Source organism: Xanthomonas nasturtii (genome assembly GCF_023337365.3).
GTDB classification, from domain to species: Bacteria; Pseudomonadota; Gammaproteobacteria; order Xanthomonadales; family Xanthomonadaceae; genus Xanthomonas; species Xanthomonas nasturtii.
Map to the genome: position 1 here is coordinate 1,127,524 of NZ_CP142084.2, position 24,138 is coordinate 1,151,661.

Annotated in this window: 21 protein-coding genes and 2 pseudogenes; 14 read left to right on the plus strand and 9 right to left on the minus strand. The window is 63.3% G+C overall.

Going from position 1 to position 24,138, the window contains the following annotated elements:
• Positions 1-6 precede the first annotated feature (6 nt).
• From secY to M3O59_RS04925, 7 genes are all read left to right on the plus strand, one after another.
• Positions 7-1,371, plus strand: a complete 1,365-nt coding sequence (gene secY / locus M3O59_RS04895; protein ID WP_008571664.1) for a preprotein translocase subunit SecY — start codon at positions 7-9, stop codon at positions 1,369-1,371.
• Positions 1,372-1,703: 332 nt separating this feature from the next.
• Positions 1,704-2,060 carry a 30S ribosomal protein S13 gene (rpsM, locus tag M3O59_RS04900; protein WP_003486672.1) on the plus strand — a complete coding sequence of 119 codons (357 nt, stop codon included), beginning with the start codon at positions 1,704-1,706 and terminating at the stop codon, positions 2,058-2,060.
• A 10-nt stretch (positions 2,061-2,070) separates the two neighbouring features.
• Positions 2,071-2,463 carry a 30S ribosomal protein S11 gene (gene rpsK, locus M3O59_RS04905; RefSeq protein WP_003486671.1) on the plus strand — a complete coding sequence of 131 codons (393 nt, stop codon included), beginning with the start codon at positions 2,071-2,073 and terminating at the stop codon, positions 2,461-2,463.
• 15 nt (positions 2,464-2,478) lie between these two features.
• Entirely contained in the window at positions 2,479-3,105 is a 627-nt protein-coding gene (rpsD, locus tag M3O59_RS04910; RefSeq protein WP_002811641.1) for a 30S ribosomal protein S4, read from the plus strand.
• 53 nt (positions 3,106-3,158) lie between these two features.
• On the plus strand, positions 3,159-4,157 hold the full coding sequence (locus M3O59_RS04915) for a DNA-directed RNA polymerase subunit alpha (RefSeq protein ID WP_002811635.1): 999 nt from the start codon (positions 3,159-3,161) through the stop codon (positions 4,155-4,157).
• A gap of 181 nt (positions 4,158-4,338) precedes the next feature.
• Complete coding sequence (rplQ, locus tag M3O59_RS04920) at positions 4,339-4,722, plus strand: 50S ribosomal protein L17 (protein ID WP_003486665.1); 384 nt, start codon at positions 4,339-4,341, stop codon at positions 4,720-4,722.
• A gap of 427 nt (positions 4,723-5,149) precedes the next feature.
• Entirely contained in the window at positions 5,150-5,668 is a 519-nt protein-coding gene (locus M3O59_RS04925; RefSeq protein ID WP_116905549.1) for a disulfide bond formation protein B, read from the plus strand.
• A gap of 176 nt (positions 5,669-5,844) precedes the next feature.
• On the opposite strand, the pseudogene M3O59_RS04930 reads toward M3O59_RS04925, so the two are convergent.
• Positions 5,845-6,586 (minus strand): annotated as a pseudogene (locus M3O59_RS04930) (TonB-dependent receptor domain-containing protein); the annotation flags it as partial.
• Between the two features lie 242 nt (positions 6,587-6,828).
• Here M3O59_RS04930 and M3O59_RS04935 point away from each other — a divergent pair.
• Entirely contained in the window at positions 6,829-8,226 is a 1,398-nt protein-coding gene (locus M3O59_RS04935; RefSeq protein WP_116905550.1) for a class II 3-deoxy-7-phosphoheptulonate synthase, read from the plus strand.
• A gap of 85 nt (positions 8,227-8,311) precedes the next feature.
• On the plus strand, positions 8,312-9,439 hold the full coding sequence (locus tag M3O59_RS04940) for a mechanosensitive ion channel family protein (RefSeq protein ID WP_064634206.1): 1,128 nt from the start codon (positions 8,312-8,314) through the stop codon (positions 9,437-9,439).
• Positions 9,440-9,614: 175 nt separating this feature from the next.
• On the opposite strand, the gene M3O59_RS04945 is transcribed toward M3O59_RS04940, so the two are convergent.
• The 3 genes from M3O59_RS04945 to typA form a co-directional block, all read right to left on the minus strand.
• Positions 9,615-11,234, minus strand: coding sequence for an amidase (locus M3O59_RS04945; protein WP_181920511.1), 1,620 nt, complete (start codon positions 11,232-11,234; stop codon positions 9,615-9,617).
• A 103-nt stretch (positions 11,235-11,337) separates the two neighbouring features.
• Positions 11,338-11,808 (minus strand): DUF2127 domain-containing protein, encoded by a 471-nt coding sequence (locus M3O59_RS04950; protein WP_064634208.1) that lies wholly within the window; start codon positions 11,806-11,808, stop codon positions 11,338-11,340.
• An 18-nt stretch (positions 11,809-11,826) separates the two neighbouring features.
• Positions 11,827-13,656: a translational GTPase TypA gene (gene typA / locus M3O59_RS04955; RefSeq protein ID WP_064634209.1), complete on the minus strand. Its 1,830-nt coding sequence runs from the start codon at positions 13,654-13,656 to the stop codon at positions 11,827-11,829.
• A 244-nt stretch (positions 13,657-13,900) separates the two neighbouring features.
• Here typA and M3O59_RS04960 point away from each other — a divergent pair, with 244 nt between their 5' ends.
• Both M3O59_RS04960 and M3O59_RS04965 read left to right on the plus strand, forming a co-directional pair.
• The gene (locus M3O59_RS04960; protein WP_064634210.1) at positions 13,901-14,395 is read left to right on the plus strand and encodes a peptidylprolyl isomerase; all 495 of its coding nucleotides are present in this window, start codon (positions 13,901-13,903) and stop codon (positions 14,393-14,395) included.
• A gap of 119 nt (positions 14,396-14,514) precedes the next feature.
• Positions 14,515-15,501 carry a malate dehydrogenase gene (locus M3O59_RS04965; protein ID WP_116905552.1) on the plus strand — a complete coding sequence of 329 codons (987 nt, stop codon included), beginning with the start codon at positions 14,515-14,517 and terminating at the stop codon, positions 15,499-15,501.
• An 83-nt stretch (positions 15,502-15,584) separates the two neighbouring features.
• On the opposite strand, the gene M3O59_RS04970 is transcribed toward M3O59_RS04965, so the two are convergent.
• Together M3O59_RS04970 and M3O59_RS04975 are read right to left on the minus strand one after the other, a co-directional pair.
• On the minus strand, positions 15,585-16,199 hold the full coding sequence (locus tag M3O59_RS04970; RefSeq protein ID WP_116905553.1) for a glutathione binding-like protein: 615 nt from the start codon (positions 16,197-16,199) through the stop codon (positions 15,585-15,587).
• Positions 16,200-16,618: 419 nt separating this feature from the next.
• Positions 16,619-17,080, minus strand: a complete 462-nt coding sequence (locus tag M3O59_RS04975; RefSeq protein ID WP_064634213.1) for a cell wall hydrolase — start codon at positions 17,078-17,080, stop codon at positions 16,619-16,621.
• Positions 17,081-17,352: 272 nt separating this feature from the next.
• Between M3O59_RS04975 and M3O59_RS04980 the strand changes: the two genes are divergently transcribed.
• Positions 17,353-17,592 (plus strand): hypothetical protein, encoded by a 240-nt coding sequence (locus tag M3O59_RS04980; RefSeq protein ID WP_147308473.1) that lies wholly within the window; start codon positions 17,353-17,355, stop codon positions 17,590-17,592.
• A 750-nt stretch (positions 17,593-18,342) separates the two neighbouring features.
• On the opposite strand, the pseudogene M3O59_RS04985 reads toward M3O59_RS04980, so the two are convergent.
• The 3 genes and pseudogenes from M3O59_RS04985 to M3O59_RS04995 form a co-directional block, all read right to left on the minus strand.
• A pseudogene (locus M3O59_RS04985) lies at positions 18,343-18,489 on the minus strand (MFS transporter); the annotation flags it as partial.
• 165 nt (positions 18,490-18,654) lie between these two features.
• Positions 18,655-20,694, minus strand: a complete 2,040-nt coding sequence (locus tag M3O59_RS04990) for an NADPH-dependent 2,4-dienoyl-CoA reductase (RefSeq protein ID WP_116905554.1) — start codon at positions 20,692-20,694, stop codon at positions 18,655-18,657.
• Positions 20,695-20,898: 204 nt separating this feature from the next.
• A complete protein-coding gene (locus M3O59_RS04995) occupies positions 20,899-21,921 on the minus strand; it encodes a zinc-binding alcohol dehydrogenase family protein (protein WP_116905555.1) in 1,023 nt (340 codons plus the stop codon).
• Positions 21,922-22,334: 413 nt separating this feature from the next.
• On the opposite strand from M3O59_RS04995, the gene M3O59_RS05000 reads away from it, so the two are divergent.
• Positions 22,335-23,432 (plus strand): OmpA family protein, encoded by a 1,098-nt coding sequence (locus M3O59_RS05000; RefSeq protein WP_064634216.1) that lies wholly within the window; start codon positions 22,335-22,337, stop codon positions 23,430-23,432.
• Between the two features lie 190 nt (positions 23,433-23,622).
• The gene (locus M3O59_RS05005) at positions 23,623-24,135 is read left to right on the plus strand and encodes a hypothetical protein (RefSeq protein WP_064634217.1); all 513 of its coding nucleotides are present in this window, start codon (positions 23,623-23,625) and stop codon (positions 24,133-24,135) included.
• Positions 24,136-24,138 lie beyond the last annotated feature (3 nt).

Here is a 24,138-nt window from a genome sequence, read left to right on the forward strand (position 1 = left end):
CGGCAGATGGCGCAGGCTGGCATTGGTAACCTCGGTGGCGGGCTCGGCAAGTTCACGGAACTTCGCCAGCGGTTGCTGTTCGTCCTCGGGGCATTGATCGTTTATCGCATCGGCTGCTACGTGCCGGTGCCTGGCGTGAACCCCGATGCCATGCTTTCGTTGATGCAGGCGCAGGGCGGCGGCATCGTGGACATGTTCAACATGTTCTCGGGCGGCGCCCTGCACCGTTTCAGTATTTTTGCGTTGAATGTGATGCCGTATATCTCGGCATCAATCGTGATCCAGCTGGCCACGCACATCTTTCCCGCCCTCAAGGCGATGCAGAAGGAAGGCGAGTCCGGCCGACGCAAGATCACCCAGTATTCGCGTATCGGAGCGGTGTTGCTGGCAGTGGTGCAGGGCGGCAGTATCGCGCTCGCATTGCAGAACCAGACCGCGCCTGGTGGCGCTCCGGTGGTGTATGCGCCGGGCATGGGCTTCGTGCTCACCGCAGTGATTGCGTTGACGGCTGGCACTATTTTCTTGATGTGGGTTGGCGAGCAGGTTACCGAGCGCGGTATCGGCAACGGTGTGTCGCTGATCATTTTCGCCGGCATTGTGGCTGGTTTGCCGTCGGCGGCAATCCAGACCGTTGAGGCGTTCCGCGAAGGCAATTTGAGCTTCATCTCGCTCTTGCTGATCGTCATCACCATCCTCGCCTTTACCCTGTTTGTGGTGTTCGTCGAGCGTGGGCAACGGCGTATTACGGTCAACTACGCTCGCCGCCAGGGCGGTCGCAATGCGTACATGAACCAGACCTCGTTCCTGCCGTTGAAGCTCAACATGGCCGGTGTGATTCCGCCGATCTTCGCTTCGAGCATCCTGGCTTTCCCGGCGACGCTGTCCATGTGGTCGGGTCAGGCGGCATCGGGTGGCGTGGGTTCGTGGCTGCAGAAGATTGCCAATGCGCTTGGACCTGGTGAGCCGGTGCATATGCTGGTGTTTGCTGCACTGATCATTGGCTTTGCGTTCTTCTACACCGCGCTGGTATTCAATTCGCAGGAAACCGCCGACAACCTCAAGAAGTCGGGTGCACTGATTCCGGGGATTCGTCCGGGTAAGGCCACCGCCGACTACGTGGATGGTGTGCTGACCCGTCTGACAGCCGCCGGCTCGTTGTACCTGGTGATCGTCTGCCTGCTGCCGGAAATCATGCGCACGCAGCTCGGCACTTCGTTCCACTTCGGTGGCACCTCGCTGCTGATCGCGGTGGTAGTGGTGATGGACTTCATCGCGCAGATTCAGGCGCACCTGATGTCGCATCAGTATGAGAGCTTGCTGAAGAAGGCCAACCTCAAGGGCGGCTCGCGCGGCGGTCTGGCGCGCGGTTAAGTGGTACACTAGATCTTCATTACGTGAAGACGGCCTGGTTCCCGGGCCACGATCTTCCGATCAGAAGGGCGGCTCGCGCGACGTCTCGCGCGCGGGTGTGACGGGGTGGTCCTGTGCGGGAGTAGCACAGGCGATTCGGAGAGGTTTTCTGGATCAACACCGTCCGGCGCCGGAGCGAGGGCACACTCCCCACGCCGGGTCGATGGAACCTTTGGTTCCATGGGCTTCAAAGCAATCCGAGGCCTAGCTACAATTCCGAGTTCATTTTTGATCCATCCTGCCGGGTGGCGCCTGGGCGCCGTCGGGCCATCACTCAGTTGGAGAATCGCGTCATGGCGCGTATTGCAGGCGTCAACCTGCCAGCCCAGAAGCACGTCTGGGTCGGGTTGCAAAGCATCTACGGCATCGGCCGTACCCGTTCGAAGAAGCTCTGCGAATCCGCAGGCGTTACCTCGACCACGAAGATTCGTGATCTGTCCGAACCCGAAATCGAGCGCCTGCGCGCCGAAGTCGGCAAGTATGTCGTCGAAGGCGACCTGCGCCGCGAAATCGGTATCGCGATCAAGCGACTGATGGACCTGGGCTGCTATCGCGGTCTGCGTCATCGCCGTGGTCTCCCGCTGCGTGGTCAGCGCACCCGTACCAACGCCCGCACCCGTAAGGGTCCGCGCAAGGCGATCAGGAAGTAAGGGATAGATCATGGCAAAGCCAGCAGAAAAGAAAACGAAGAAGAAGATCAAGCGCGTCATCACTGACGGCGTCGCTCATGTCCACGCTTCGTTCAACAACACCATCGTCACCATCACCGATCGCCAGGGCAATGCGCTGTCGTGGGCTACGTCCGGCGGCGCCGGTTTCCGTGGTTCGCGTAAGTCGACCCCGTTCGCTGCTCAGGTTGCCGCCGAAAAGGCTGGCCGCGCTGCGCTCGACTACGGCGTGAAGTCGCTGGAAGTACGTATCAAGGGTCCGGGTCCGGGCCGTGAGTCGGCCGTGCGTTCGTTGAACAACGTGGGCTACAAGATCACCAACATCATCGACGTGACGCCAATCCCGCACAACGGGTGCCGTCCGCCGAAGAAGCGTCGCGTCTAAAGGGAGCGATAAGAAATGGCTCGTTATATCGGTCCTACCTGTAAGCTCGCGCGCCGCGAAGGCGCCGACCTTTCCCTCAAGAGCCCGGCGCGTGCGCTGGACTCCAAGTGCAAGCTTGAGCAGAAGCCCGGCCAACACGGCGCAGCACGCAAGGGCAAGCTCTCCGACTACGCCACCCAGCTGCGTGAAAAGCAGAAGGTCAAGCGTATCTACGGTTTGCTGGAACGTCAGTTCCGCAACTACTACAAGAAGGCCTCGACCAAGAAGGGCAACACCGGCGAGAACCTGCTGCAGTTGTTGGAAACCCGTCTGGACAACGTCTGCTACCGCATGGGCTTTGCCGTCACCCGTCCGGCCGCGCGCCAGCTGGTGTCGCACCGTGGCGTGCTGGTCAATGGCAAGTCGGTGAATCTGGCCTCTTACCAGATCAAGGCTGGCGATGCGATCACGCTGTCGGAAAAGGCACAGAAGCAGCTCCGCGTGCAGGAAGCCCTGACCGTGGCTGAGCAGCACGACATGACGCCGTCGTGGGTTGAAGTCGATTCGAAGAAGTTCAGCGGCGTGTTCAAGGCCGTTCCGGATCGCGCTGACCTGCCTTCGGATATCAACGAAGCGCTGATCGTCGAGTTGTATTCGAAGTAATTCACATTGGAGAACCTCCGGCACTGCCGGAGGTTCGCAGGAGACCCCGCAACATGACGGTTACCGCCAACCAGGTTCTGCGCCCCCGTGGTCCGCAGATCGAACGTCTTACCGACAACCGTGCCAAGGTCGTGATCGAGCCCTTGGAGCGCGGTTACGGGCACACGCTGGGCAATGCCCTGCGTCGTGTGTTGTTGTCGTCGATCCCCGGTTTTGCGATCACCGAGGTCGAGATCGACGGCGTGCTGCACGAGTACACCACGGTCGAAGGTTTGCAGGAAGACGTGCTTGACGTCCTGCTGAACCTGAAAGACGTGGCAATTCGCATGCACAGTGGCGACAGCGCCACGCTGTCGCTGTCCAAGCAGGGTCCGGGTACGGTCACTGCGGCAGACATCAGGACCGATCACAACGTTGAGATCATCAACGGCGACCACGTGATCTGCCACCTGACCAAAGACACCGCACTGAACATGCGCCTGAAGATCGAGCGTGGCTTCGGCTATCAGCCGGCTGCTGCGCGCCGTCGTCCGGACGAAGAGACCCGTACCATCGGTCGTTTGATGCTGGATGCGTCGTTCTCGCCCGTGCGTCGCGTTGCCTATGCCGTGGAAGCTGCGCGTGTTGAACAGCGCACCGACCTCGACAAGCTGGTGATCGATATCGAAACCAACGGCACGATCGATGCCGAGGAAGCCGTGCGCACTGCCGCCGACATTCTCAGCGATCAGCTGTCGGTGTTCGGCGATTTCACCCACCGCGATCGCGGTGCGGCCAAGCCGGCTGCCAGCGGCGTGGATCCGGTGCTGCTGCGCCCGATCGACGACCTCGAGCTGACCGTGCGTTCGGCCAATTGCCTCAAGGCCGAGAGCATCTACTACATCGGCGATCTGATCCAGAAGACCGAAGTGGAGCTGCTCAAGACCCCGAATCTGGGCAAGAAGTCGTTGACCGAAATCAAGGAAGTGCTGGCACAGCGCGGCCTTGCACTGGGCATGAAGCTGGAGAACTGGCCGCCGGCCGGTGTCGCCCAGCACGGCATGCTTGGTTAATGCAGTAAGGCATGGGCGTCTTCGGGCGCCCATGTTCGTTTTTCTACATCGACGGGCCAAAGCCTGCGATGACATCCGGTCAAAGGACGGCCGGCTCGGACCAACCGCAGTCCATTCAACAGCGCCAGGATGGCGACAAGGTCACTGAAGCAGTCTCAATATTCCTTAGGAAACCACACTCATGCGTCACCAGAAATCCGGCCGTAAGTTCAACCGTACCAGCGCGCACCGCGAAGCCATGTTCCGCAATATGGCCGCTTCGCTGTTCAAGCACGAGCTGATCAAGACCACCTTGCCGAAGGCCAAGGAACTGCGTCGCGTCGCCGAGCCGCTGATCACCATCGGCAAGGTCGATGGCGTTGCCAATCGTCGTCTGGCGTTTGCTCGCCTGCGCGACAAGGAAGCAGTGGGCAAGCTGTTCGTCGAACTGGGCCCGCGTTACGCAACCCGTCCCGGCGGCTACCTGCGCATCCTGAAGGCCGGCTTCCGTGCCGGTGACAATGCGCCGATGGCGTATGTCGAGCTGGTCGACCGTCCGGTCGTTGCCGAAGAAGTGGCCGAGTAATCGGATCGCCTCTGCAAAGATTCTTAAAAAGCCCGGCTCACGCCGGGCTTTTTGTTGGCTGATTGAAGAGGATGTTTTTTTGACTGTTGGTGGCTTTACCTGCAAGGGTGCGTCACACAGCAAGCACAGCGACGCAGTCAACGCTTTCGGTTCGCTGCGATCATTTGTCGCTGACCTGACCGGCTGCAGCTTCCTTCCGTGTAATCGACGGCGGCTCTTGGACTTAGGTTGCCACTTGCCGGTGTTTCTCATCGTGGGCCTCGACTGTTCGGCCACCAGGTGGGTGTACTGGTTGCCAACGCAGCCCGGCCGCGTCGCAGAACAGCGCCAGGTGCTTCGCACGGTGCGACCGGTCGCTCGGGCACGCGTGGTCATGGCTGCGGTGATGGCTGATAATCGGCGTCTCGACCCTAGGCAAGCAGTGACGATGAATCCATTTCGTTGGAGTTTCCGGGCGCAGTTTCTGCTGGGTTTCCTTGCGTGCGCAGGGGTGCTGGCCTATGCGATCTATGTGCAGCTGCATCTGGGTCTGGAGCCTTGCCCGCTGTGCATTTTCCAGCGGATCGCATTTGCGGCGCTGGCAGCGTTATTCCTGCTCGGCGCGCTGCATGGGCCACGGGCTGCCGGCGCGCGCAAGGTCTATGGCGTATTGAGCTTCATCGCTGCGGGTGTGGGCATGGGCATCGCTGCGCGCCATGTGTGGGTGCAGATCCGCCCCAAGGACATGATGTCTTCGTGCGGGCCGCCGTTGAGCTTTCTGAGCGAGACGATGGGGCCGTTCGAGGTGTTCCGCACCGTGCTGACCGGTACCGGGGATTGCGGCAATATCGATTGGCGTTTCCTGGGGCTGAGCATGCCGATGTGGAGCATGGTGTGGTTCGTGGGGCTGGCGCTATGGGCGCTGTACGCGGGCTTCAAGGCGCGGCGTAGTTCGGTCCATCACTGAGCGCGGTTACGTCTTGTGGCGGACGCGGCAGAAGACGCAGGCATCGAGGGACGCGCGCATCGACTGGTTATGTGGTGTCGGTGAGGTTCCCGGACGTAGCGCGTTAGCCCGCGCTTTCAATGCAATCGCGGGCAGATGAACCGGCTGGCCAGTCCATCCGCCGTCCTGCTCGGCGATCAAAAGTCCTGCTGCAGGCTCCGGTACACGAAGCGCCTGGGCGCCCATTGCGGCGCAAACACGTCGATGCCGCCGCCGTCGCGCAACTGATAGCTGCGATCGAGCACGTTGAGCGCTGCCAGTGGTGCGTGCAGCGGGCGCGTGGTGAGTGCGAAGTCGTGCCCGGCGCTGAGGTTCAACTGGAAATACGACGGCAGCTCGCCGCCATTGGGGACGGTGTCGGTATCGGTGCGCAGGCCGCTGCCATACAGGTAGTTGGCGCCAATTCTGCTGCTGTCGTCGAGGGCGTAGTTGATGCCGCCAGAGGACGTCAGTTTCTGGTCGTGGTCCAGGTGGATCCAGTTGCTCGCGGTGTAGGCCAGTGCGTCGGGGTCGAAGTTGTACAGGCTGGTCATGACCTGCTTGCCCATCGCCTTGCTGTAGCCCAGGTTGAAATAGGCGGTGACCGGACCGTTGCTGTAGTCGGCGCTGAACTCGGCACCGCGGATGTGGCCGTAGCAATAATTGAAGGTGGAACAGACATAGGCGGCGCCGAACTGACCTTCGTCCTGCAGGAAATCGGCCTTGCGGTAGTGAAGTGTCCAGGCCCAGGGTGAGGTGGTCGCTGACGACCTGCGAGATGCCCAGGTCGACGTAGTCGCTGCGTTCGCTCAGCGGCGTGATCGGGCCGCCGCTGGTGGATTGGTGGTTGGTGGTGCCGTCGTACAGTGCGATATCGCTGGTGGAGATCAGGTCGCCGGCAACGTCGGGCGAGAAGGCGGCGCTGCTGTAACGCTAGCCGGCCGAAAGCTGATGGGCCGGCGCTAGCGTAGGCCGAAAGTCATGCTTGGGTTGCGGGCTTTGCTCGCCGTTCAGTCGCGTCCGCTGGTGTGGCGTGCCGCTTTCACGAACAGCGCCAGCGAAACGATGGGGCGTGACGCGCGCGGATGCTTTGCCTGACGCGCTGGCTCTGCCACCATCGCAGGCTGTCCAGGAGTTTTGCCATGAATCTTTTCGCCCCCACTCCCGTTTCCGATTCCGCCGCCGCTGCGTGGGCGCCGGACAGCTGGCGCGGCAAACCTGCGTTGCAGCTGCCGGTATATCCGGATGAGACCGCGCTGCAGGCTGCCATGCGCGAGCTGGGGCAGCTGCCGCCGCTGGTGACCTCGTGGGAAATCTTTGCGCTCAAGCGCCAGTTGGCAGAAGCGCAGGAAGGCAAGCGCTTTCTGCTGCAGGGCGGCGATTGCGCGGAAAATTTCAGCGATTGCGAATCGGGCACCATTTCAAACCGCTTGAAGGTGCTGCTGCAAATGAGCCTGGTGCTGGTGCACGGGCTGCATTTGCCGGTGGTGCGGGTGGGCCGCTTTGCCGGGCAATACGCCAAGCCGCGCTCGGCCGATACCGAAACCCGCGATGGCGTGACCTTGCCGAGCTATCGCGGCGATGTGATCAACGCGCCGGCCTTCACCGAGGCGGCGCGGGTGCCCGATCCGCGCCGCATGATCACCGCGCATTCGCGTTCGGCGATGACGATGAACTTCGTGCGCGCCTTGATCGACGGCGGCTTCGCCGACCTGCATCACCCGGAATACTGGAATCTGGATTGGGTGGGGTACTCGCCACTGGCAGCGGACTACCAGAAGATGGTCGCCTCGATCGGCGATGCCGTGCGCTTCATGGAGACCCTGTCCGGCGCGGAGGTGTACAACCTCAACCGCATCGATTTCTACACCTCGCACGAAGCGCTGTTGCTGCCGTACGAAGAAGGCCTGACCCGCCAGGTACCGCGGCAGTGGGGCTGGTTCAACCTCAGCACGCATTACCCATGGATCGGCATGCGTACGGCTGCGCTGGATGGCGCGCACGTGGAGTACCTGCGTGGCGTGCGCAATCCGATCGCGATCAAGGTGGGGCCGTCGGTGCAGCCGGACCAGTTGCTGCGGCTGATCGATGTGCTCAACCCGGAGGACGAACCCGGGCGTCTGAGCTTCATCCACCGCATGGGCGCGGCGCAGATTGCCGAAAAACTGCCGCCGCTACTGGATGCGGTGAAGCGCGATGGGCGCCGCGTGCTGTGGGTCTGCGATGCCATGCATGGCAATACCGAAAGCACCGGCAATGGCTATAAAACCCGGCGTTTCGACAATATCCGCAACGAGGTGGAGTTGTCGTTCGACCTGCATGCAGCGGCCGGCACACGGCTGGGTGGTGTGCATCTGGAGCTCACCGGCGAAGACGTCACCGAGTGCACCGGCGGTGCGCGCGAGCTGACCGAACGCGATCTGGAGCGGGCATATCGCTCCAGCGTGGATCCGCGCCTGAACTACGAACAGTCGCTGGAAATTGCGATGGCAATCGTGCGCAAGCAACAACAGGTGGCGTCCCAGCCGTTGGGCGCATGAACGGCGTGTGCGCATGACGTGATGCTCATGCCGCTTGCGGCATGCTCTGGTAGCCATCCCTCTCTTCCCACACAGGAGGAACGGTTTGACTGCCGATTGGAACGTCATCCGCGAATACGCAATTCCGCTCGGTGCCTCGCTGCTGGCGGGCATCGTTACCTGGTCGTTGATGCTGTGGCTGTTTCGCCGCATGCAGGGCCGCGACTATCGCCGTGCGCGCATCATTCGCGTGATTACCTTGCCAGCGGCTTTCATCTTGCCGCTGTTCTTTCTGGGCATCGCGACCGAAGCGACTCCGCTGGCCGGCAAGGCGCTCGCAGCGGTGCAGCACCTGCTGCATGTGGGCATCGTCGGTTGCGTCACCTGGCTGTTGGTGCGCGCGGTGGCCGCTGGCGAAGCGGCGATCCTGCGCAGCAACCCGATCGAAGTTTCGGACAACCTCACCGCACGGCGCATCCAGACCCAGACCCGGGTACTGAGCCGCGTACTGATGGGCACGGTGATCCTGCTCGGCATTTCGGTAGTGCTGTTGACGTTTCCGCAGGTGCGCCAGATCGGCAAGACCCTGCTGGCCTCGGCCGGCATCATCGGGCTGGTGGCCGGTATCGCGGCCAAGCCGGTGTTCGGCAATTTGATCGCCGGCTTGCAGATTGCGTTGACCCAGCCGATTCGCCTGGACGATGTAGTGATCGTGGAAGGCGAGTGGGGCCGCATCGAAGAGATCGGCAGCTCGTATGTGGTGGTGCGGATCTGGGATGAGCGGCGCATGGTGGTGCCGCTGACCTGGTGGATCGAAAACCCCTTTCAGAACTGGACGCGCAGCAGCGCCGATCTGCTCGGCACCGCGTTCCTGTGGCTGGATTACCGCACGCCCATTGCAGCGGTACGCGCGGAACTGGAGCGTATCTGCCACAGCGAGCCGCTATGGGATGGCCGTGTGTGCGTGACCCAGATCACCGACACCAGCGACAACACCATCCAGGTGCGGCTGCTGGTGAGCGCACGCAATTCCGGTGATGCCTTCGATCTGCGCTGCCTGGTGCGCGAACGCATGATCGACTTCCTGACCCGCGAGCATGCGTATGCACTGCCCAGGATCCGCGCCGAAATCGCCGCGCAGGAAAAGCCGGTGTCGCGTGCCGCAGAACCGATCTCCCCGGAGAGCGTGCGTTCGCCGGGCGCGGAAGACGGCGAGCCTGCAGCATCGATCTAGCGCTGCCCGACGCGCCTGGCCGCGTCGGCGCGCGCTAGAGGCCACCCGGTTCTCCGGTGCGGCGTATCGACACAGGGCGGTGCGCAGTTGCCTGGGCGACAAGCAGTGCGACATCCTGGTGATGCAGTCGTCGCATGTCGATGCTTGCACCGCGTACGTACTGCCTTGCGGTGCCTCAGTCAGCCATCTTCGATTGCGATGCGTCCGGTGTCGCCGGCAGTGCGCTCGGCGCGTAGCGGGGCGCAAACCGCGCATGGCTGCGTTGTTCGTACGCATACGCCAGCTCGATCAGGCGCGGCTCGCTCCAGGCCGTGCCCATGAACAGCAAGCCCAGCGGCAGGCCCTGGGTCTGGCCCATCGGCACGCTCAGGCTGGGGTAGCCGGCCACCGCGGCGGCGCCATAGCCGGCACCGGGGAAGGTGTCGCCCTTGCCGAGTGTCGTGACCCAGGCCGCGCCGGTGGTGGGAACGATCAAGGCATCCAGGCGCTCTGCCTGCAGTGCCGCATCGATGCCTTCCGGCCCGGCCAGCCGTTTGGCGTTGGCGCGTGCGCTCAGATAGCCCGCGTCGTCGAGGCCGGGCGCTGCCTGCGCCTGTTCGAACAGTTCCTGCCCGAAGTACGCCATCTCGCGCTGCGCGTGTTTGCGGTTGAAGTCAATCAGCTGCTCCAGGCTCGTTACCGGTGCGTTGTGGCTGCGCAAATACGCATTCAGGCCGGCCTTGAATTCCACCACTAAGACCGTTTGCTCGGCGGCATCCCACTTGCCATCGGTAGCCAGGTGGGTCTCGATCACGGTGGCGCCCGCCGCACGCAGCGTCTGCACCGCGCGGTCGAGCGTTGCGGCGATGGCCGGGTCCTCGCGTAGCGGGTTGCGTAGCAGGCCCAGGCGCGCGCCACGCAAGCCGTCGGGCTTGAGGTGGGCCAGATAGTCGACGCTGCTGGCAGGCGCCCTGGCGGTGGCCCGGTCCTGCGGGTCGGGCGCGGCGATGGCCTGCAGCAGCGTGGCCGCATCGGCGACGCTGCGTGTCATCGGGCCGGCGGTGTCCTGGCTGGCGGAAATCGGGATGATGCCGTCGCGGCTGACCAGGCCCACGGTGGGCTTGAGCCCGACCAGGCCGTTGACCGCAGCCGGGCAGGTGATGCTGCCATCGGTTTCGGTCCCGATGCCCACGGCGGCCAGGCTGGCCGCGATCGCCGCACCGGTGCCGGCACTGGAACCGCAGGGATTGCGATCCAGCGCATAGGGATTGCGGGTGAGCCCGCCGCGCCCGCTCCAGCCGGAGCTGGACTGGGTGGAGCGGAAATTGGCCCATTCGCTGAGGTTGGTCTTGCCCAGGATCACCGCGCCGGCGGCGCGCAGGCGCTGCACCAGAAACGCATCGCGTGTGGGCTTGAACTCGGCCAGGGCCAGCGAGCCGGCGCTGTTGACCATCGGCAGCGCATCGATGTTGTCCTTGAGCAGCACCGGGATGCCGTGCAGCGGCCCGCGTACACGGCCGGCGCTGCGTTCGGCGTCCAGGGCGCGCGCGTCGGCTTCGGCCTGCGGGTTGAGTTCGATCACCGCGTTGAGCGTGGGGCCTGAGCGATCGATGCTGGCAATGCGTTGCAGATACGCGCGCGTGAGTTGCAGGCTAGTGCTCTGGCCGCTGCTCATGCGCGCTTGCAGGCCGGCCACGTCGGCCTCGGTGAGGTCGAGAGGCTTGGCGGAGGAATCGGCAGGAGTGCCGGTCGCCGCGCGCGACGGGTCATCGGCATGCGCACAGCCGCACAGCGCAAGCAGCAGCGCGAAAGACAAGGTGGTGGATCGCATCGATGGTCGTCCCCGGGGAGAACTCGCAGGCTAACGGCGCTGCGTTGGGGTGACAACGGATGATGTGCCCGCAGACGGGCAGGGCGGCTCAGCGACGGCGACGTCGCACCAGGTCGCGCGCCAGCACGCCGACCACCAGCAGGTTGATCGCCAGCACGCCCCAGGCGGTCCAGCCGGGGTGACGCACGATGGCGTAGATATCGAAGGGCAGATAGATGGCCGCCGACAGGCAGCCCAGTACCGAGGCCCAGGCCTTGGCACGCCACAGACCCCAGGCTTCCACCACATGCAGCAGGCCGTAGGCCAGCATCGCAGCAGCGGCCAGATGCACCGCATCGGGGCTGATGGTCTTGAGCAACGACGGCAGTGCGCCGTGGTCGGGGTCCAGATTGAAACGGCGGATCAGCGTACTGACCGCATGTTGCAGCGGGAGCGGGCCCAGAATTTCCAGGCCCGTCGCCGCCAACAGCGCAAGCGCTCCCTTGACCGCCTCAAGCAAGGCGATCACGTGCAGTCCCGGATGCGCGCGCGGATCCGGGCTGTAGGGTCTGGCGCTCACGCGTGCCGGCCTGACAACTCAGCCCGAACGGCCAGCGCGCTTACGGTCGCTTTCGGTCAGGAACTTCTTGCGCAGGCGGATTTCCTTCGGGGTGACTTCCACCAGCTCGTCGTCCTCGATGAAGTCCAGCGCCTGCTCCAGCGTGTACTTGATTGCCGGGGTCAGCTTGATCGCATCGTCCTTGCCCGACGCGCGCATGTTGGTCAGCGGCTTGGTCTTGATCGCATTGACGGTCAGATCGTTGTCCTTGGAGTGGATACCGATCAGCTGGCCTTCGTACACGTTGTCGCCTTCAGCGGCGAACAGACGGCCACGCTCTTCCAGCGGCCCCAGTGCATAGGCCGGCGTTGCGCCCGGTGCATTGGCAATCATCACGCCGTTCTGGCGCTTGGCGATGGCGCCCTGTTCCTTCGGGCCGTAATGGTCGAACACGTGGAACAGCAGGCCCGAGCCCTGGGTCAGGGTGCGGAATTCGTTCTGGAACCCGATCAGGCCACGCGCCGGGATCATGTAATCCAGACGCACGCGGCCCTTGCCGTCCGGCTCCATGTTCTTCAGCTGGCCCTTACGGGTGCCCAGCTTTTCCATCACGCCGCCCTGGTGCTGTTCTTCGATGTCCACCACCAGCTGTTCGATCGGCTCCATCTGCTTGCCGTCGATTTCCTTGATGATGACTTCCGGGCGCGACACGGCCAGCTCGTAGCCTTCGCGACGCATGTTTTCGATCAGCACCGAGAGATGCAGTTCGCCACGGCCGGAGACCAGGAACTTGTCGGCGTCGGAACCTTCCTCGACCTTCAGTGCCACGTTGTGCACCTTTTCGCGGTCCAGACGGTCGCGCAGCTGGCGGCTGGTCAGGAACTTGCCGCCGGACAGGTCCTTGTTGCCGGCGAACGGCGAGTTGTTGACCTGGAAGGTCATCGAGATGGTGGGCTCGTCCACGGTCAGCGCCGGCAGCGATTCGGGGTGATCGAGCGCGCACACGGTGTCGGAAATGGTCAGCTCGGCCACGCCGGAGATGGCCACGATGTCGCCGGCTTCGGCGGTGTCCTGCTCGATGCGTTCCAGGCCAAGGAAGCCCAGCACCTGCAGCACCTTGCCCTGACGCTTCTTGCCTTCGCGGTCGATCACGCTGACCGGCATGTTCTTCTTCAGCACGCCGCGCTGGATGCGGCCGATGCCGATCACGCCGACGAAGTTGTTGTAGTCCAGCTGGCTGATGCGCATCTGGAACGGGCCGTCCGGGTCAACGTCCGGGGCCGATACGTGCTGCATGATCGCTTCGTACAGCGGGGTCATGTCGCCGTCGCGCACGTCCGAATCCAGGCTGGCGTAGCCGTTCAACGCGGAGGTGTAGACGATCGGGAAGTCCAGCTGCTCGTCGGTTGCGCCGAGCTTGTCGAACAGGTCGAACACCTGGTCGATCACCCAGTCCGGGCGTGCGCCGGGGCGGTCGATCTTGTTGACCACCACGATCGGCTTGAAGCCCATCGCGAAGGCCTTCTGGGTCACGAAGCGGGTCTGCGGCATCGGGCCGTCCATCGCGTCGACCAGGATCAGCACCGAGTCCACCATCGACAGCACGCGCTCGACTTCGCCACCGAAGTCGGCGTGTCCCGGGGTGTCGACGATGTTGATGCGGTTGCCGTTCCAGGTGATGGCCGTGTTCTTGGCCAGGATCGTGATGCCACGTTCCTTTTCCTGATCGTTGCTGTCCATCACGCGCTCAGCCAACACGGTGCGTTCGGACAGGGTGCCGGACTGCTTCAGCAGGCAGTCGACGAGGGTGGTTTTGCCATGGTCAACGTGCGCGACGATGGCGATATTGCGGAGTTTTTCGATAGACATGCGGAAAGGGCCCCTGTCTGGCGCCAGTCTTGAGATGAGGTAAGCCCAACATTATAGCGGTTTCGTTGCGCTGCCGTTGCGGATTGCCTGAAGTCGATTCAGATCGCCCATTCAGGCAGCGTGACGGCACCACGATCCGGCGGCCGGCAACGGCCTTGGACCATGGTCGTAACTGCACGGCCGCCTACGCGCCCGGGTGTATCCTAACGGGCTGTTGATCACCCCAGAACCTGCAAGGATTTCCATGTCCCTGATCGCCAATTTCGACACGTCCCGCGGCCCGATCGTCGTCGAGCTGTACCCGGAGAAGGCGCCGCTGACCGTTGCCAACTTCGTTAACCTGGCCAAGCGCGGCTTCTACAACGGGCTGAGCTTCCACCGTGTCATCGCCGATTTCATGATCCAGGGCGGCTGCCCGGAAGGTTCCGGCCGCGGCGGCCCCGGCTACCGCTTCGAGGACGAAGCCAATAACGGCGTCGGCCACGACCGCGGCGTGCTGTCCATGGCCAATGCCGGCCCGAATACCAACGGCAGCCAGTTCTTCATCACCCACACCGCCACTCCGTGGCTGGACGGCAAGCACACCGTGTTCGGCAAGGTCACCCAGGGCCTGGACGTGGTGGACAGCGTTGCCCAGGGCGACACCATCAACACGCTCACCATCGAAGGCGATACCGACGCTGTGCTGGCCGCCAAGGCCGACCGCGTTGCGGAGTGGAACAAGATCCTCGCCGCCTGATCGCACCCCATCGAACGGCCGCCATGTGCGGCCGTTCGCTTGTCAAAACGCGCCGCCAGGCCGTGTGCCACGCCAGCGCGCCACCCCCACCAACGCTTTATTAGCAGAGGAAACACCCCATGAAAGCACCTGTTCGTGTTGCTGTGACCGGCGCTGCCGGCCAGATCGGCTATGCCCTGCTGTTCCGCATCGCCTCCGGCGAAATGCTGGGCAAGGACCAGCCGGTCATTCTGCAGTTGCTTGAACTGCCGATCGAGAAGGCCCAGGCCGCCCTCAAGGGCGTGATGATGGAACTGGAAGACTGCGCATTCCCGCTGCTGGCCGGCATGGTCGGTACCGACGACGCCGAAGTGGCGTTCAAGGACGTCGATGTCGCCCTGCTGGTCGGTTCGCGTCCGCGCGGCCCGGGCATGGAGCGCAAGGACCTGCTGCTGGCCAATGCGGAGATCTTCACCGCGCAGGGCGCGGCGTTGAACAAGGTCGCCAAGCGTGACGTGAAGGTGCTGGTGGTCGGCAACCCGGCCAACACCAACGCCTATATCGCGATGAAGTCGGCGCCGGACCTGGACCCGAAGAATTTCACCGCGATGCTGCGCCTGGACCACAACCGCGCGTTGAGCCAGCTCTCGGCCAAGCTCGGCAAGCCGGTCGGCGGCATCGAGAAGCTGGTGGTGTGGGGCAACCACAGCCCGACCATGTACCCGGACTACCGTTTCGCCACCGCTGACGGCGCCTCCATCGGCGATACGATCAATGATCAGGAATGGAACGCCGGCACCTTCATCCCGACCGTCGGCAAGCGCGGCGCGGCGATCATCGAAGCGCGCGGCCTGTCTTCGGCTGCGTCGGCTGCCAATGCGGCCATCGATCACGTGCGTGACTGGGTGCTGGGCAGCAACGGCAAGTGGGTCACCATGGGCGTGCCCTCGGATGGTTCCTACGGCATTCCGGAAGGCGTGATGTTCGGCTTCCCGGTCACCACCGCAAACGGCAAGTACACCATCGTCAAGGATCTGCCGATCGACGACTTCAGCCAGAAGTACATCGACAAGACCCTGGCCGAGCTGGAAGAAGAGCGCAGCGGCGTGTCGCACCTGCTGGGCTGAGTGACGCAGTCACTGCTGTCATGAAAACGCCGGGCATTGCCCGGCGTTTTTTATTGCGCGTCCTCTGGCGCATGCCTGCGCTGTCAGGCCAGGCCTTCCGCCTTCAGTGCGGCCTGCACATCGGCATCGGCCAGCATGCGTTGCATGAACGCCTGCAGCGCGTCCAAGCCATCCAGATTCACAGCGACCTTCTGCGCCCACAGCAAGGTGACGAATAGATATGCATCTGCACCGGTGTGACTGTCGCCGGCAATCCAGGTGCGACTTTGCAGGTGCGCATCAGCGCGCTCGTACAGCGTACGCAATTTGCTGCGTGCATCGTCCTGGCTACGCGCGATCAGTGCGGGGTCTTGCAGATAGGCGGTGCTGCCGAAGATCGGCTTGAACGCGGGGTGCACATCCGCATTGACGAAGGCGATCCAGCGATTGATTTCGGCGCGGCTGCGTGCGGTGCCGTCGCCGGACAGGCCGGTCAGCGGAGCGATATCGGCAATGTAATTCAGGATGGCGGCATTCTGGGTCAGCGCCCAATCATCGACCAACAACAACGGCACGGCGCCGGCTGGATTCAGGCGCAGATACTCGGGAGATTTCATCGTCGCCGCATCGACCACACTCAACTCGAACGGCAGGCCCGACCAGCGCAACACGATGTGATCTGCCAGCGAACAGGCGCCGGGCTTGGTATACAGCTTCATGGACGATCCACACGGGAATGAAGCCGTTAGTTTAGCCGGCGGATGAGGCTCTGTGGAGCACGGCGCCGGGTGTCCACGGGTGCTTCACTGCGATGCCGCCGGGTGGGGCCGTCGCCACTGGTGTGGTCGTGGCAGTCTCAGTGACATCGCCAATACCAGCGCGGTCGGGCGCGTTGCCCCGGGTCGGCTACGAGAAAGGCAGCTTGACCCATGCAACGCTGCTGGCGCCGCGTACGGGCGGCGGAGGCGATATGCGATCCGGATGGTGCCGTGCTTGATCGATCGTTACGTGAGGCCGTCTTCGCCATGCTGCTGCGATGTCGGCGCCTCAGCGCGGGTCAGGCGCGTCATCAGCGTAGCTTGGTGCTAACGCGTGTCAGCAGCGGCATCTGTTCTGATGGTGCCGCGCCGCAGTGCGCTCACGACGCGTTGCGCGGGCGCAGCGATTGCACGCGGTAGAACGTGTGGTCGCCGATGGTGGCTACCTGGTAGGCATTGCGCCAGCTCGGGCTAGCAATTGCGCTGGCGGCAAAGTGACTGGCGCCCGGCACGATCTCTTTGCGTTGGCCCACCGGAAGTGCCCAGTTGCGCTGCGCAGCCAGTGCCACGTCCAACGCCTTGTTCCAGGCATCGTCGTTCTTCAGCTGCGTGCCCGGCGCCACGATCGTCGGCGCGAACTGCTTGCGCGCGGTGACCACCTGGCACATCGAATCGCCCCACAAACCACTGTCCAGGCGACGCAATGCAACTTCTGCAACGGCCTGCTGACCACGCAAGGTCTGGTCGCGCGCTTCCAGATAGACGGTGGTACTCAAACACAACGAATCTGCTGCTGGCTGCGGCAATACGTGCGACAGCCAAAGTATCCAAACAAGTTTCATAGAACTCCTTGCTCCGTATGGGCCGGTCCGCAGAGCATCCAACGTGGATGCGCCAGTGCAGAGGGCTTGGCGTCATGGGGAGGCGGCCTGCAATGGGTCGCCAAAGTTTCCGGCGAAAGAACATCTGCCGAAGGTGCCCACCAAATGCGGCAGGTCAAAAAGTTGGCGCAAGGTAGGCGCCGGTCACACAATCGTGGCTGAATGAGTGGGTTCGATGAATGCGATTGCCCGCGGCGCTTGGCACTACGCGACATTGCGCCGCGCAACGCAGCATGAATCTGCGTCGCATCGTTACGGCGACTGCTGTGTTTCGCTGTTTTTTTAAAATCGCACGAGATCTATCGCATTGTGGTGTTGGCTCGATCATCTGTGTACAGCGCGAAATCGGCTTGATTGCAGGGTCTTTCGTGTGGCTCCACATGCTCGTCACGTTGCGCGTGTTTGCGCAACGTGTATTGCAGGCTGCCATAGCGCCTCGCTTCGCCTCGATGCGCGAGCGATACACAAGCTAGCGGAGCCAGAGAAAAATGGTAGAACTGCAAGGTGCAAAAATGCTTGCGCGGTGTCTGTTGCACGACTGGCGCAGTGCGCATCAAAGCGCTGTCTGCCGAGGATGGCGTGATTACCATCGCGGCATGATGTTCTAAAAGCGATGTCGATCTTGCGGCGTAGTGGTGATGCATCGCATCGCGATGATTCTTCCTGGCAGTGTGTTTGCGCGTGCAGTAGTGCAAAGGTGTAGAAAAAGTGCAGGGGCGAGAAAGCGCACACTGCACACAAGCGCAGAGAAGCTGCACTGCATGTCGTTGTTGCAGAAAACGCGACATATCCTGCAGCCAGGACTCTGCGGGCACGCTGAAAACCATCGGTGGTTAAACGCTAATTCGTATAGCGTTGCTAGATCCCATCGCAGAACGCCGCCGATGCGACGCAGAGGTGGTAATCAAACCTTACCAATGCGCGTTTCCACGTATAACCCGTAAGTGTCAACTGACTTCTCTGAAGCGCGAACAAGCAAGGGTTGCGTTTTTCAGTTCTCCAAGGCAATTCGAATCGCAACACTTCAGGTTCGCAACGCAACCAAGAAGACTGCGTCAACCGCGAGCCGGTAGCACCGTTTGGCCTGTAAAACAGCGCAACGATGTGCGCGGTGCAAGCGATCAACCGGCATGTAGCACCGCGCACAATCGGGCCCAGCGCCATTGCCCAGGTCAGATAGTGGTGCGCGCCGGCGCGGTGGCCGCAAACGCTCAGCAGCAGTCCGACAGCCCGACATGTTCGGTGAATGCAAAAATCAGCAACAATTCGCCGGTGTACCAGAGCAGGCTCTTGCCGAAATGCGCTGCCGCGTAGGCCAGCAAGGCAGCCGGCGGCAGGACAGAGGGCAGTGCGGTCGGTGGCGAAGACATGCGGGGTTGTAGCCGAGCCGCGCGACAGGAAAAGAACGCCGCCCGTGCCGCCGCCCGACGGCATCAGCGGGCGTGTTTGCTGCGACCTGCCGCGTAGAAGTGAGCAGTGCGGCAAATCCGAATCGCAGCGACGGATTCGCAGACGCCGCTATCGCTGCGCACGCGTTACAGCGTTGCTGCCAGCCGGCACGCCTGGTTGATTGCGCGTTTGGCATCCAGTTCGGCAGCCACGTCGGCACCGCCGATCAGGTGCGGCTGCTGGCCGTTTGCCTGCAGCGCGGCCAGCAACTCGCGGCGCGGCTCCTGCCCGGCGCACACCACCACCGTGCCGACATCGAGCAGTTGCTCGCTGCCCTCCACGCGAATGCGCAGGCCGGCATCGTCCACGCCCAGATACTCCACGCCACCGAGCATCTTCACGCCCTTGGCCTTGAGCGTGGCACGGTGGATCCAGCCGGTGGTCTTGCCCAGGCGCGTACCGGGCTTGCCGGGGCTGCGCTGCAACAACCAGACCTGGCGGGCAGGGCGCTCGGGCTGCGGTTTGGCCAATGCACCGCGTGCTTCGAAGCTCGGATCCACGCCCCATTCGGCCATCCAGCGTTGCGGGTCCAGCGATGGCGATTCGCCGGTGTGCACCAGGAATTCGCCCACATCGAACCCGATGCCGCCGGCGCCGATGATCGCCACCTTGTCGGCGGCCACATGGCGGCCCAGCACCACATCGAGATAGCTCACCACCATCGGATGATCGGCGCCGGGGAAGTCCACCTTGCGCGGCTCGATACCGGTTGCCAGCACGATCTCGTCGAAGTCCTTCAGATCGGCCGCCTGCACCCGCGTGTTCAGACGCAGCTGCACGCCGGTCGCTTCGATGCGGTGGCCGAAATAGCGCAAGGTTTCGTTGAATTCTTCCTTGCCCGGAATGCGCCTGGCGACATTGAACTGCCCGCCGATCGCATCGCTTGCATCGAACAAGGTCACCTTGTGCCCACGCTCTGCCGCCACCGTCGCGCAGGCCAGCCCCGCCGGGCCGGCGCCGACCACCGCAATGCGCTTGGGCGTGGTGGTTGGCGTGTAGTTGAGTTCGGTTTCGTGTGCGGCGCGTGGGTTGACCAGGCAAGTGGCCAGCTTGTTGTCGAACACGTGATCCAGGCAGGCCTGGTTGCAGGCGATACACGTATTGATGGTGTGCGACTGCCCGGCGCGCGCCTTGTTGGTCCACTGGGGGTCGGCCAGTAATGGCCGTGCCAGCGACACCATGTCTGCGGCACCGTCGGCCAGGATGCGTTCGGCCACTTCCGGCATGTTGATGCGGTTGGTCGCCACCACCGGAATGCGCAGGTGCGGTTTGAGTTTGGCGGTGACCCCGGCAAAGGCGGCGCGCGGCACCGAGGTGGCGATGGTCGGAATGCGCGCCTCGTGCCAGCCGATACCGGAATTGATGATGGTCGCGCCGGCCGCTTCGATCGCCTGCGCCTGCGCCAGGATTTCCTGCCACTGATTGCCGTCTTCGACCAGATCCACCAGCGACAGCCGATAGATGATGATGAAGTCCGGCCCGCAGGCCTCGCGGATGCGCCGCACGATCTCCACCGCAAAGCGCATGCGCTTGGTGGCATCGCCGCCCCAGGCATCGCTGCGCTGGTTGGTGCGCGCGGCGGTGAATTCGTTGATCAGATAGCCTTCCGACCCCATCACCTCGACGCCGTCGTAGCCGGCCTCGCGTGCCAGCCGCGCGGCACGTGCGTACGCGGCGATCTGCCGGTCCACCGCGCCGGCCGACAGGGCGCGCGGAGTGAACGGGTTGATCGGTGCCTTGAGTCGGGACGGCGCCACCGACAGCGGGTGGTAGGCATAGCGCCCGGCATGCAGCAATTGCAGGCAGATCTTGGCGCCGTGTGCGTGGACGGCGCGGGTGACCTGGCGATGCGGGCGCACTTCCCATGGCCACGACAGCTTGCCGCCGAACGGCTTGAGCCAGCCCACCACATTGGGCGAAAACCCGCCGGTGACGATCAGGCCGACGCCACCGGCAGCGCGCTCGGCGAAATACGCCGCCAATTTAGGGAAATCGCGCGCACGGTCTTCCAGACCCGTATGCATCGAGCCCATCAGGACGCGGTTGCGCAGTTGCGTGAAGCCCAGATCGAGCGGCGTGAACAGGTGCGGATAAGGCGAAGCGGACAGGCCGGTGGCGGGCGACATAACATGGATACGCTGGCGTACGGAGTGCGCACGATGCAGGCAAACGGGCTTGGCGGCAAGCCCTTACGCGTTTACGCGGCCGCCGAAGGCTGCAAGCGCCGGTCGGCAAGATGCCGTTGCTCCCGCCGGCACCAACCGCGCCCGCTACGCAACAGCTCTTCGCGCACTGCCTGCCTCATCAGCGGACCCAGCCAAAGCAGCCGATTACCAGCCTGCCAGCACCAACTTGCCGATCGTGCTGCCGCTTTCCAGCCGACGATGCGCCTCGCGCAGCTGCTGCGCATTGATCGGCGACAGCGTTTCGGTATGCGTGGTGCGCAGTTCGCCGGCATCGATCAGGCTGGCAGCGCGGTTGAGGATGCGGTGCTGCTCGACCATATCGTCGGTCGCGTAGCGCGCGCGGGTGAACATCAGTTCCCAATGGATGCCGATGCATTTGGATTTGTAAGGGTCGCCGATCGACAGCGGCCCACGCGGCTCCACGATCAAGCCCACATGCCCTTGCGGCGCCAGCACCTCGCCCAACTGCTGCCAGTAGCGATCGGTGTCGGCCAGATTGAGCGCTGCGTCCACCGTGTCCAGCCCTAGCGCCTGCAATTGCGGCTGCAGCGGCTGGTGATGATCGATCACATGCTGCGCGCCCATCTGTCGCACCCACTCGATGCTCTCGGGGCGCGAGGCGGTGGCAATCACCGTGAAGCCGGCATGCCGCGCCAGCTGGATCGCGATGGAGCCCACGCCGCCGGCGCCGCCGATGATCAATAGGTGTCTGCCACGGTTGCGTGCGCCGTCGAAGGCGAACGGCATGCGCTGGAACAGCAGCTCCCACGCGGTCAGGGTGGTCAGCGGCAGCGCCGCCGCCTGCGCGAAGCTGAGCGAGGTCGGTTTGCACCCGGCGATGCGTGCGTCCACCAACTGGTACTGCGCGTTGCTGCCCGGCCGCCCGATATCGCCGGCGTAGTAGACCTCGTCGCCAACCGCAAAGGCCGTCACCTCCGGGCCGACCGCCTCGATCACCCCGGCTGCGTCGTAGCCCAGGATCTTCGGCGCCTGCAGGGTCTGCGGCTTGGGCGCGCGCACTTTGGTGTCGACCGGATTCACCGAGATCGCTTCCACGCGTACCAATAAGTCATATCCCAACGGCGCTGCGGGCGTTGGAAGATCCATGTCAAGCAGAGACTCGGGGTCGTCAATCGGAAGATGGTGGGTGAGGGCGACGGCTTTCATCGGGCGCTCCTGAGCGGGAAGTTCAGGGTGCGTTGTGGAGCGAGTCGTTCGCAACCACCGACCCCACAATTCAGCTCGGACAGGGCCTGGCGTTCACCAATGTGGTTTTCGATCACGTCCGGGACAGGAAGACGCACGCAGCCTGGAACCGTATTCAACTGGCTTAATTGGGCTGCGGTTCATGCGGGTGCGATGTCCGAACTGGGTACCCGGTCCTATCCTTCATGAAACTGTATACGTAGTATTGCGTGGGATGGCGGGACCTGGTGATTACTTTCACATGTTATATGACCGTTAACGTGATCTTCACTGAAGCCGGCTTAATCTGCGCCCCGATGGCTCTGGATGTGACGAGCATCTTTACCAAGAACAACGCCTCTATCGGTTTATCTCCCAAAGAAGGAGCTGTATAAATGAACAAGAAAATTCTCACTGCCGCGTTGCTCGGCGGTCTGGCAGTTGCCCAGGCTGCATCCGCGCAGGAGTTCGATGACCGTTGGTACCTGACCGGTGGCGCTGGCTTCAACTTCCAGGACAGCGATCGTTTGACCAATGATGCTCCGTTCGTGACCCTGGGCCTGGGCAAGTTCGTTAGCCCCAACTGGTCGATCGACGGTGAACTGAACTACCAGAACCCGAACTTCGATGCCAACCAGGACCAGAACTGGAGCCAGTACGGCATCTCGTTCGACCTGCGTCGCCACTTCATCCAGGAAGGCCGCGGCTGGAACCCCTACCTGCTGTTTGGTCTGGGCTATCAGCGTTCGGAAGAAGAATTCGATGCCACCCCGAACCCGGTTTCGCCGGGCCAGCAGAAAGACGGCAACTTTGCCGCCAAGGCTGGTGTCGGTCTGCAGACCACCTTCGACAAGCGCGTCGCCGTGCGTGCCGAGTTGGCCTATCGCGCTGACTTCAACGACCAGAGCGTTGCTGCTCCGCAGGAAGACTGGTTCGGCGACGTGCTGGCTTCGGTCGGCGTCGTGATCCCGTTGGGACCGGCTCCGTCGACCGCTCCGCCGCCGGCTCCGGCTCCGGTTGCTCCGAGCTGCGCAGATCTGGATGACGACGGTGACGGCGTCAACAACTGCGACGACAAGTGCCCGGCTTCGCAGCCTGGCCAGACCATCGGTCCGGACGGTTGCCCGGTTCCTGTCTCGATCGACCTGAAGGGCGTGAACTTCGACTTCAACAAGTCGACCCTGCGTCCGGACGCACAGTCCATCCTGAGCGAAGCGACCGAGATCCTGAAGCGTTACCCCGACCTGAAGGTCGAGGTTGCCGGTCACACCGACTCGAAGGGTACCGACGCGTACAACCAGAAGCTGTCCGAGCGTCGTGCGACCACCGTGTACGACTACCTGACCAAGAACGGCGTTGATGCGTCGCGTCTGGTTGGCCCGATCGGCTACGGCGAGAGCCGTCCGATTGCTCCGAACGCCAACCCGGATGGTTCCGACAATCCGGAAGGCCGTGCGAAGAACCGTCGTACCGAGCTGAACGTCCAGAACTAATTGGACCGCTAGCTGTTACATACAAAACCCGGCCTCGCGCCGGGTTTTGTCTTTGTAGGGCCAGGAAAAGTGCGTCGAGTCGCCGCCAAACCTGTCTGTGTTGCCATCCAGGCACGGTTCCGGTTGAAACAGCGTTCATCGCTGCCTACACTCGCCGCGTCAACACCACACTCATAATTGGAAGAACCCGATGCTGCGTACCGCCACGGCAGGTTTGCTCTGTCTTGCTTTGATTCCTGCTGCTTACGCCGCTCCGAACTGCGCCGGCAGCACGGTGTCCCAGCCGCTGCCGTTGCCCGCTACCGTCATCGCACCGGCCGCTGCCGAGTTCTACACCCGCAGCGTGCAGCTGGGCATGCCGACCGGCGTGCTGGCACAGCCGTATAGCAGCGACCAGTCGGTGGACCGCGTGTTGCTGCGCCTGCGCGTGGAAGGCTGCCAGGATCTGGCCAAGGTCATTCCGCCCGGCGGCACCGTCAACCCGAACGATCCGGCGGCTTACAAGGCCACTACTGCGTTCGACAACACCCCGTGGCGCTTCGACATGAGCCAGAACGGCAAGCGCATGACGGCAGAAGAATTCGACGCCTGGATGAAGGCGCGCGGTGTGCGCGTGGTCAAGGCTCGCCCTGTTGCCGGCGCAGCGCCGGCGGCCGCGGCGCCCGTACCGGCGGCCGACGCCAAGCCGGTCGAAAACAAGTAAGCC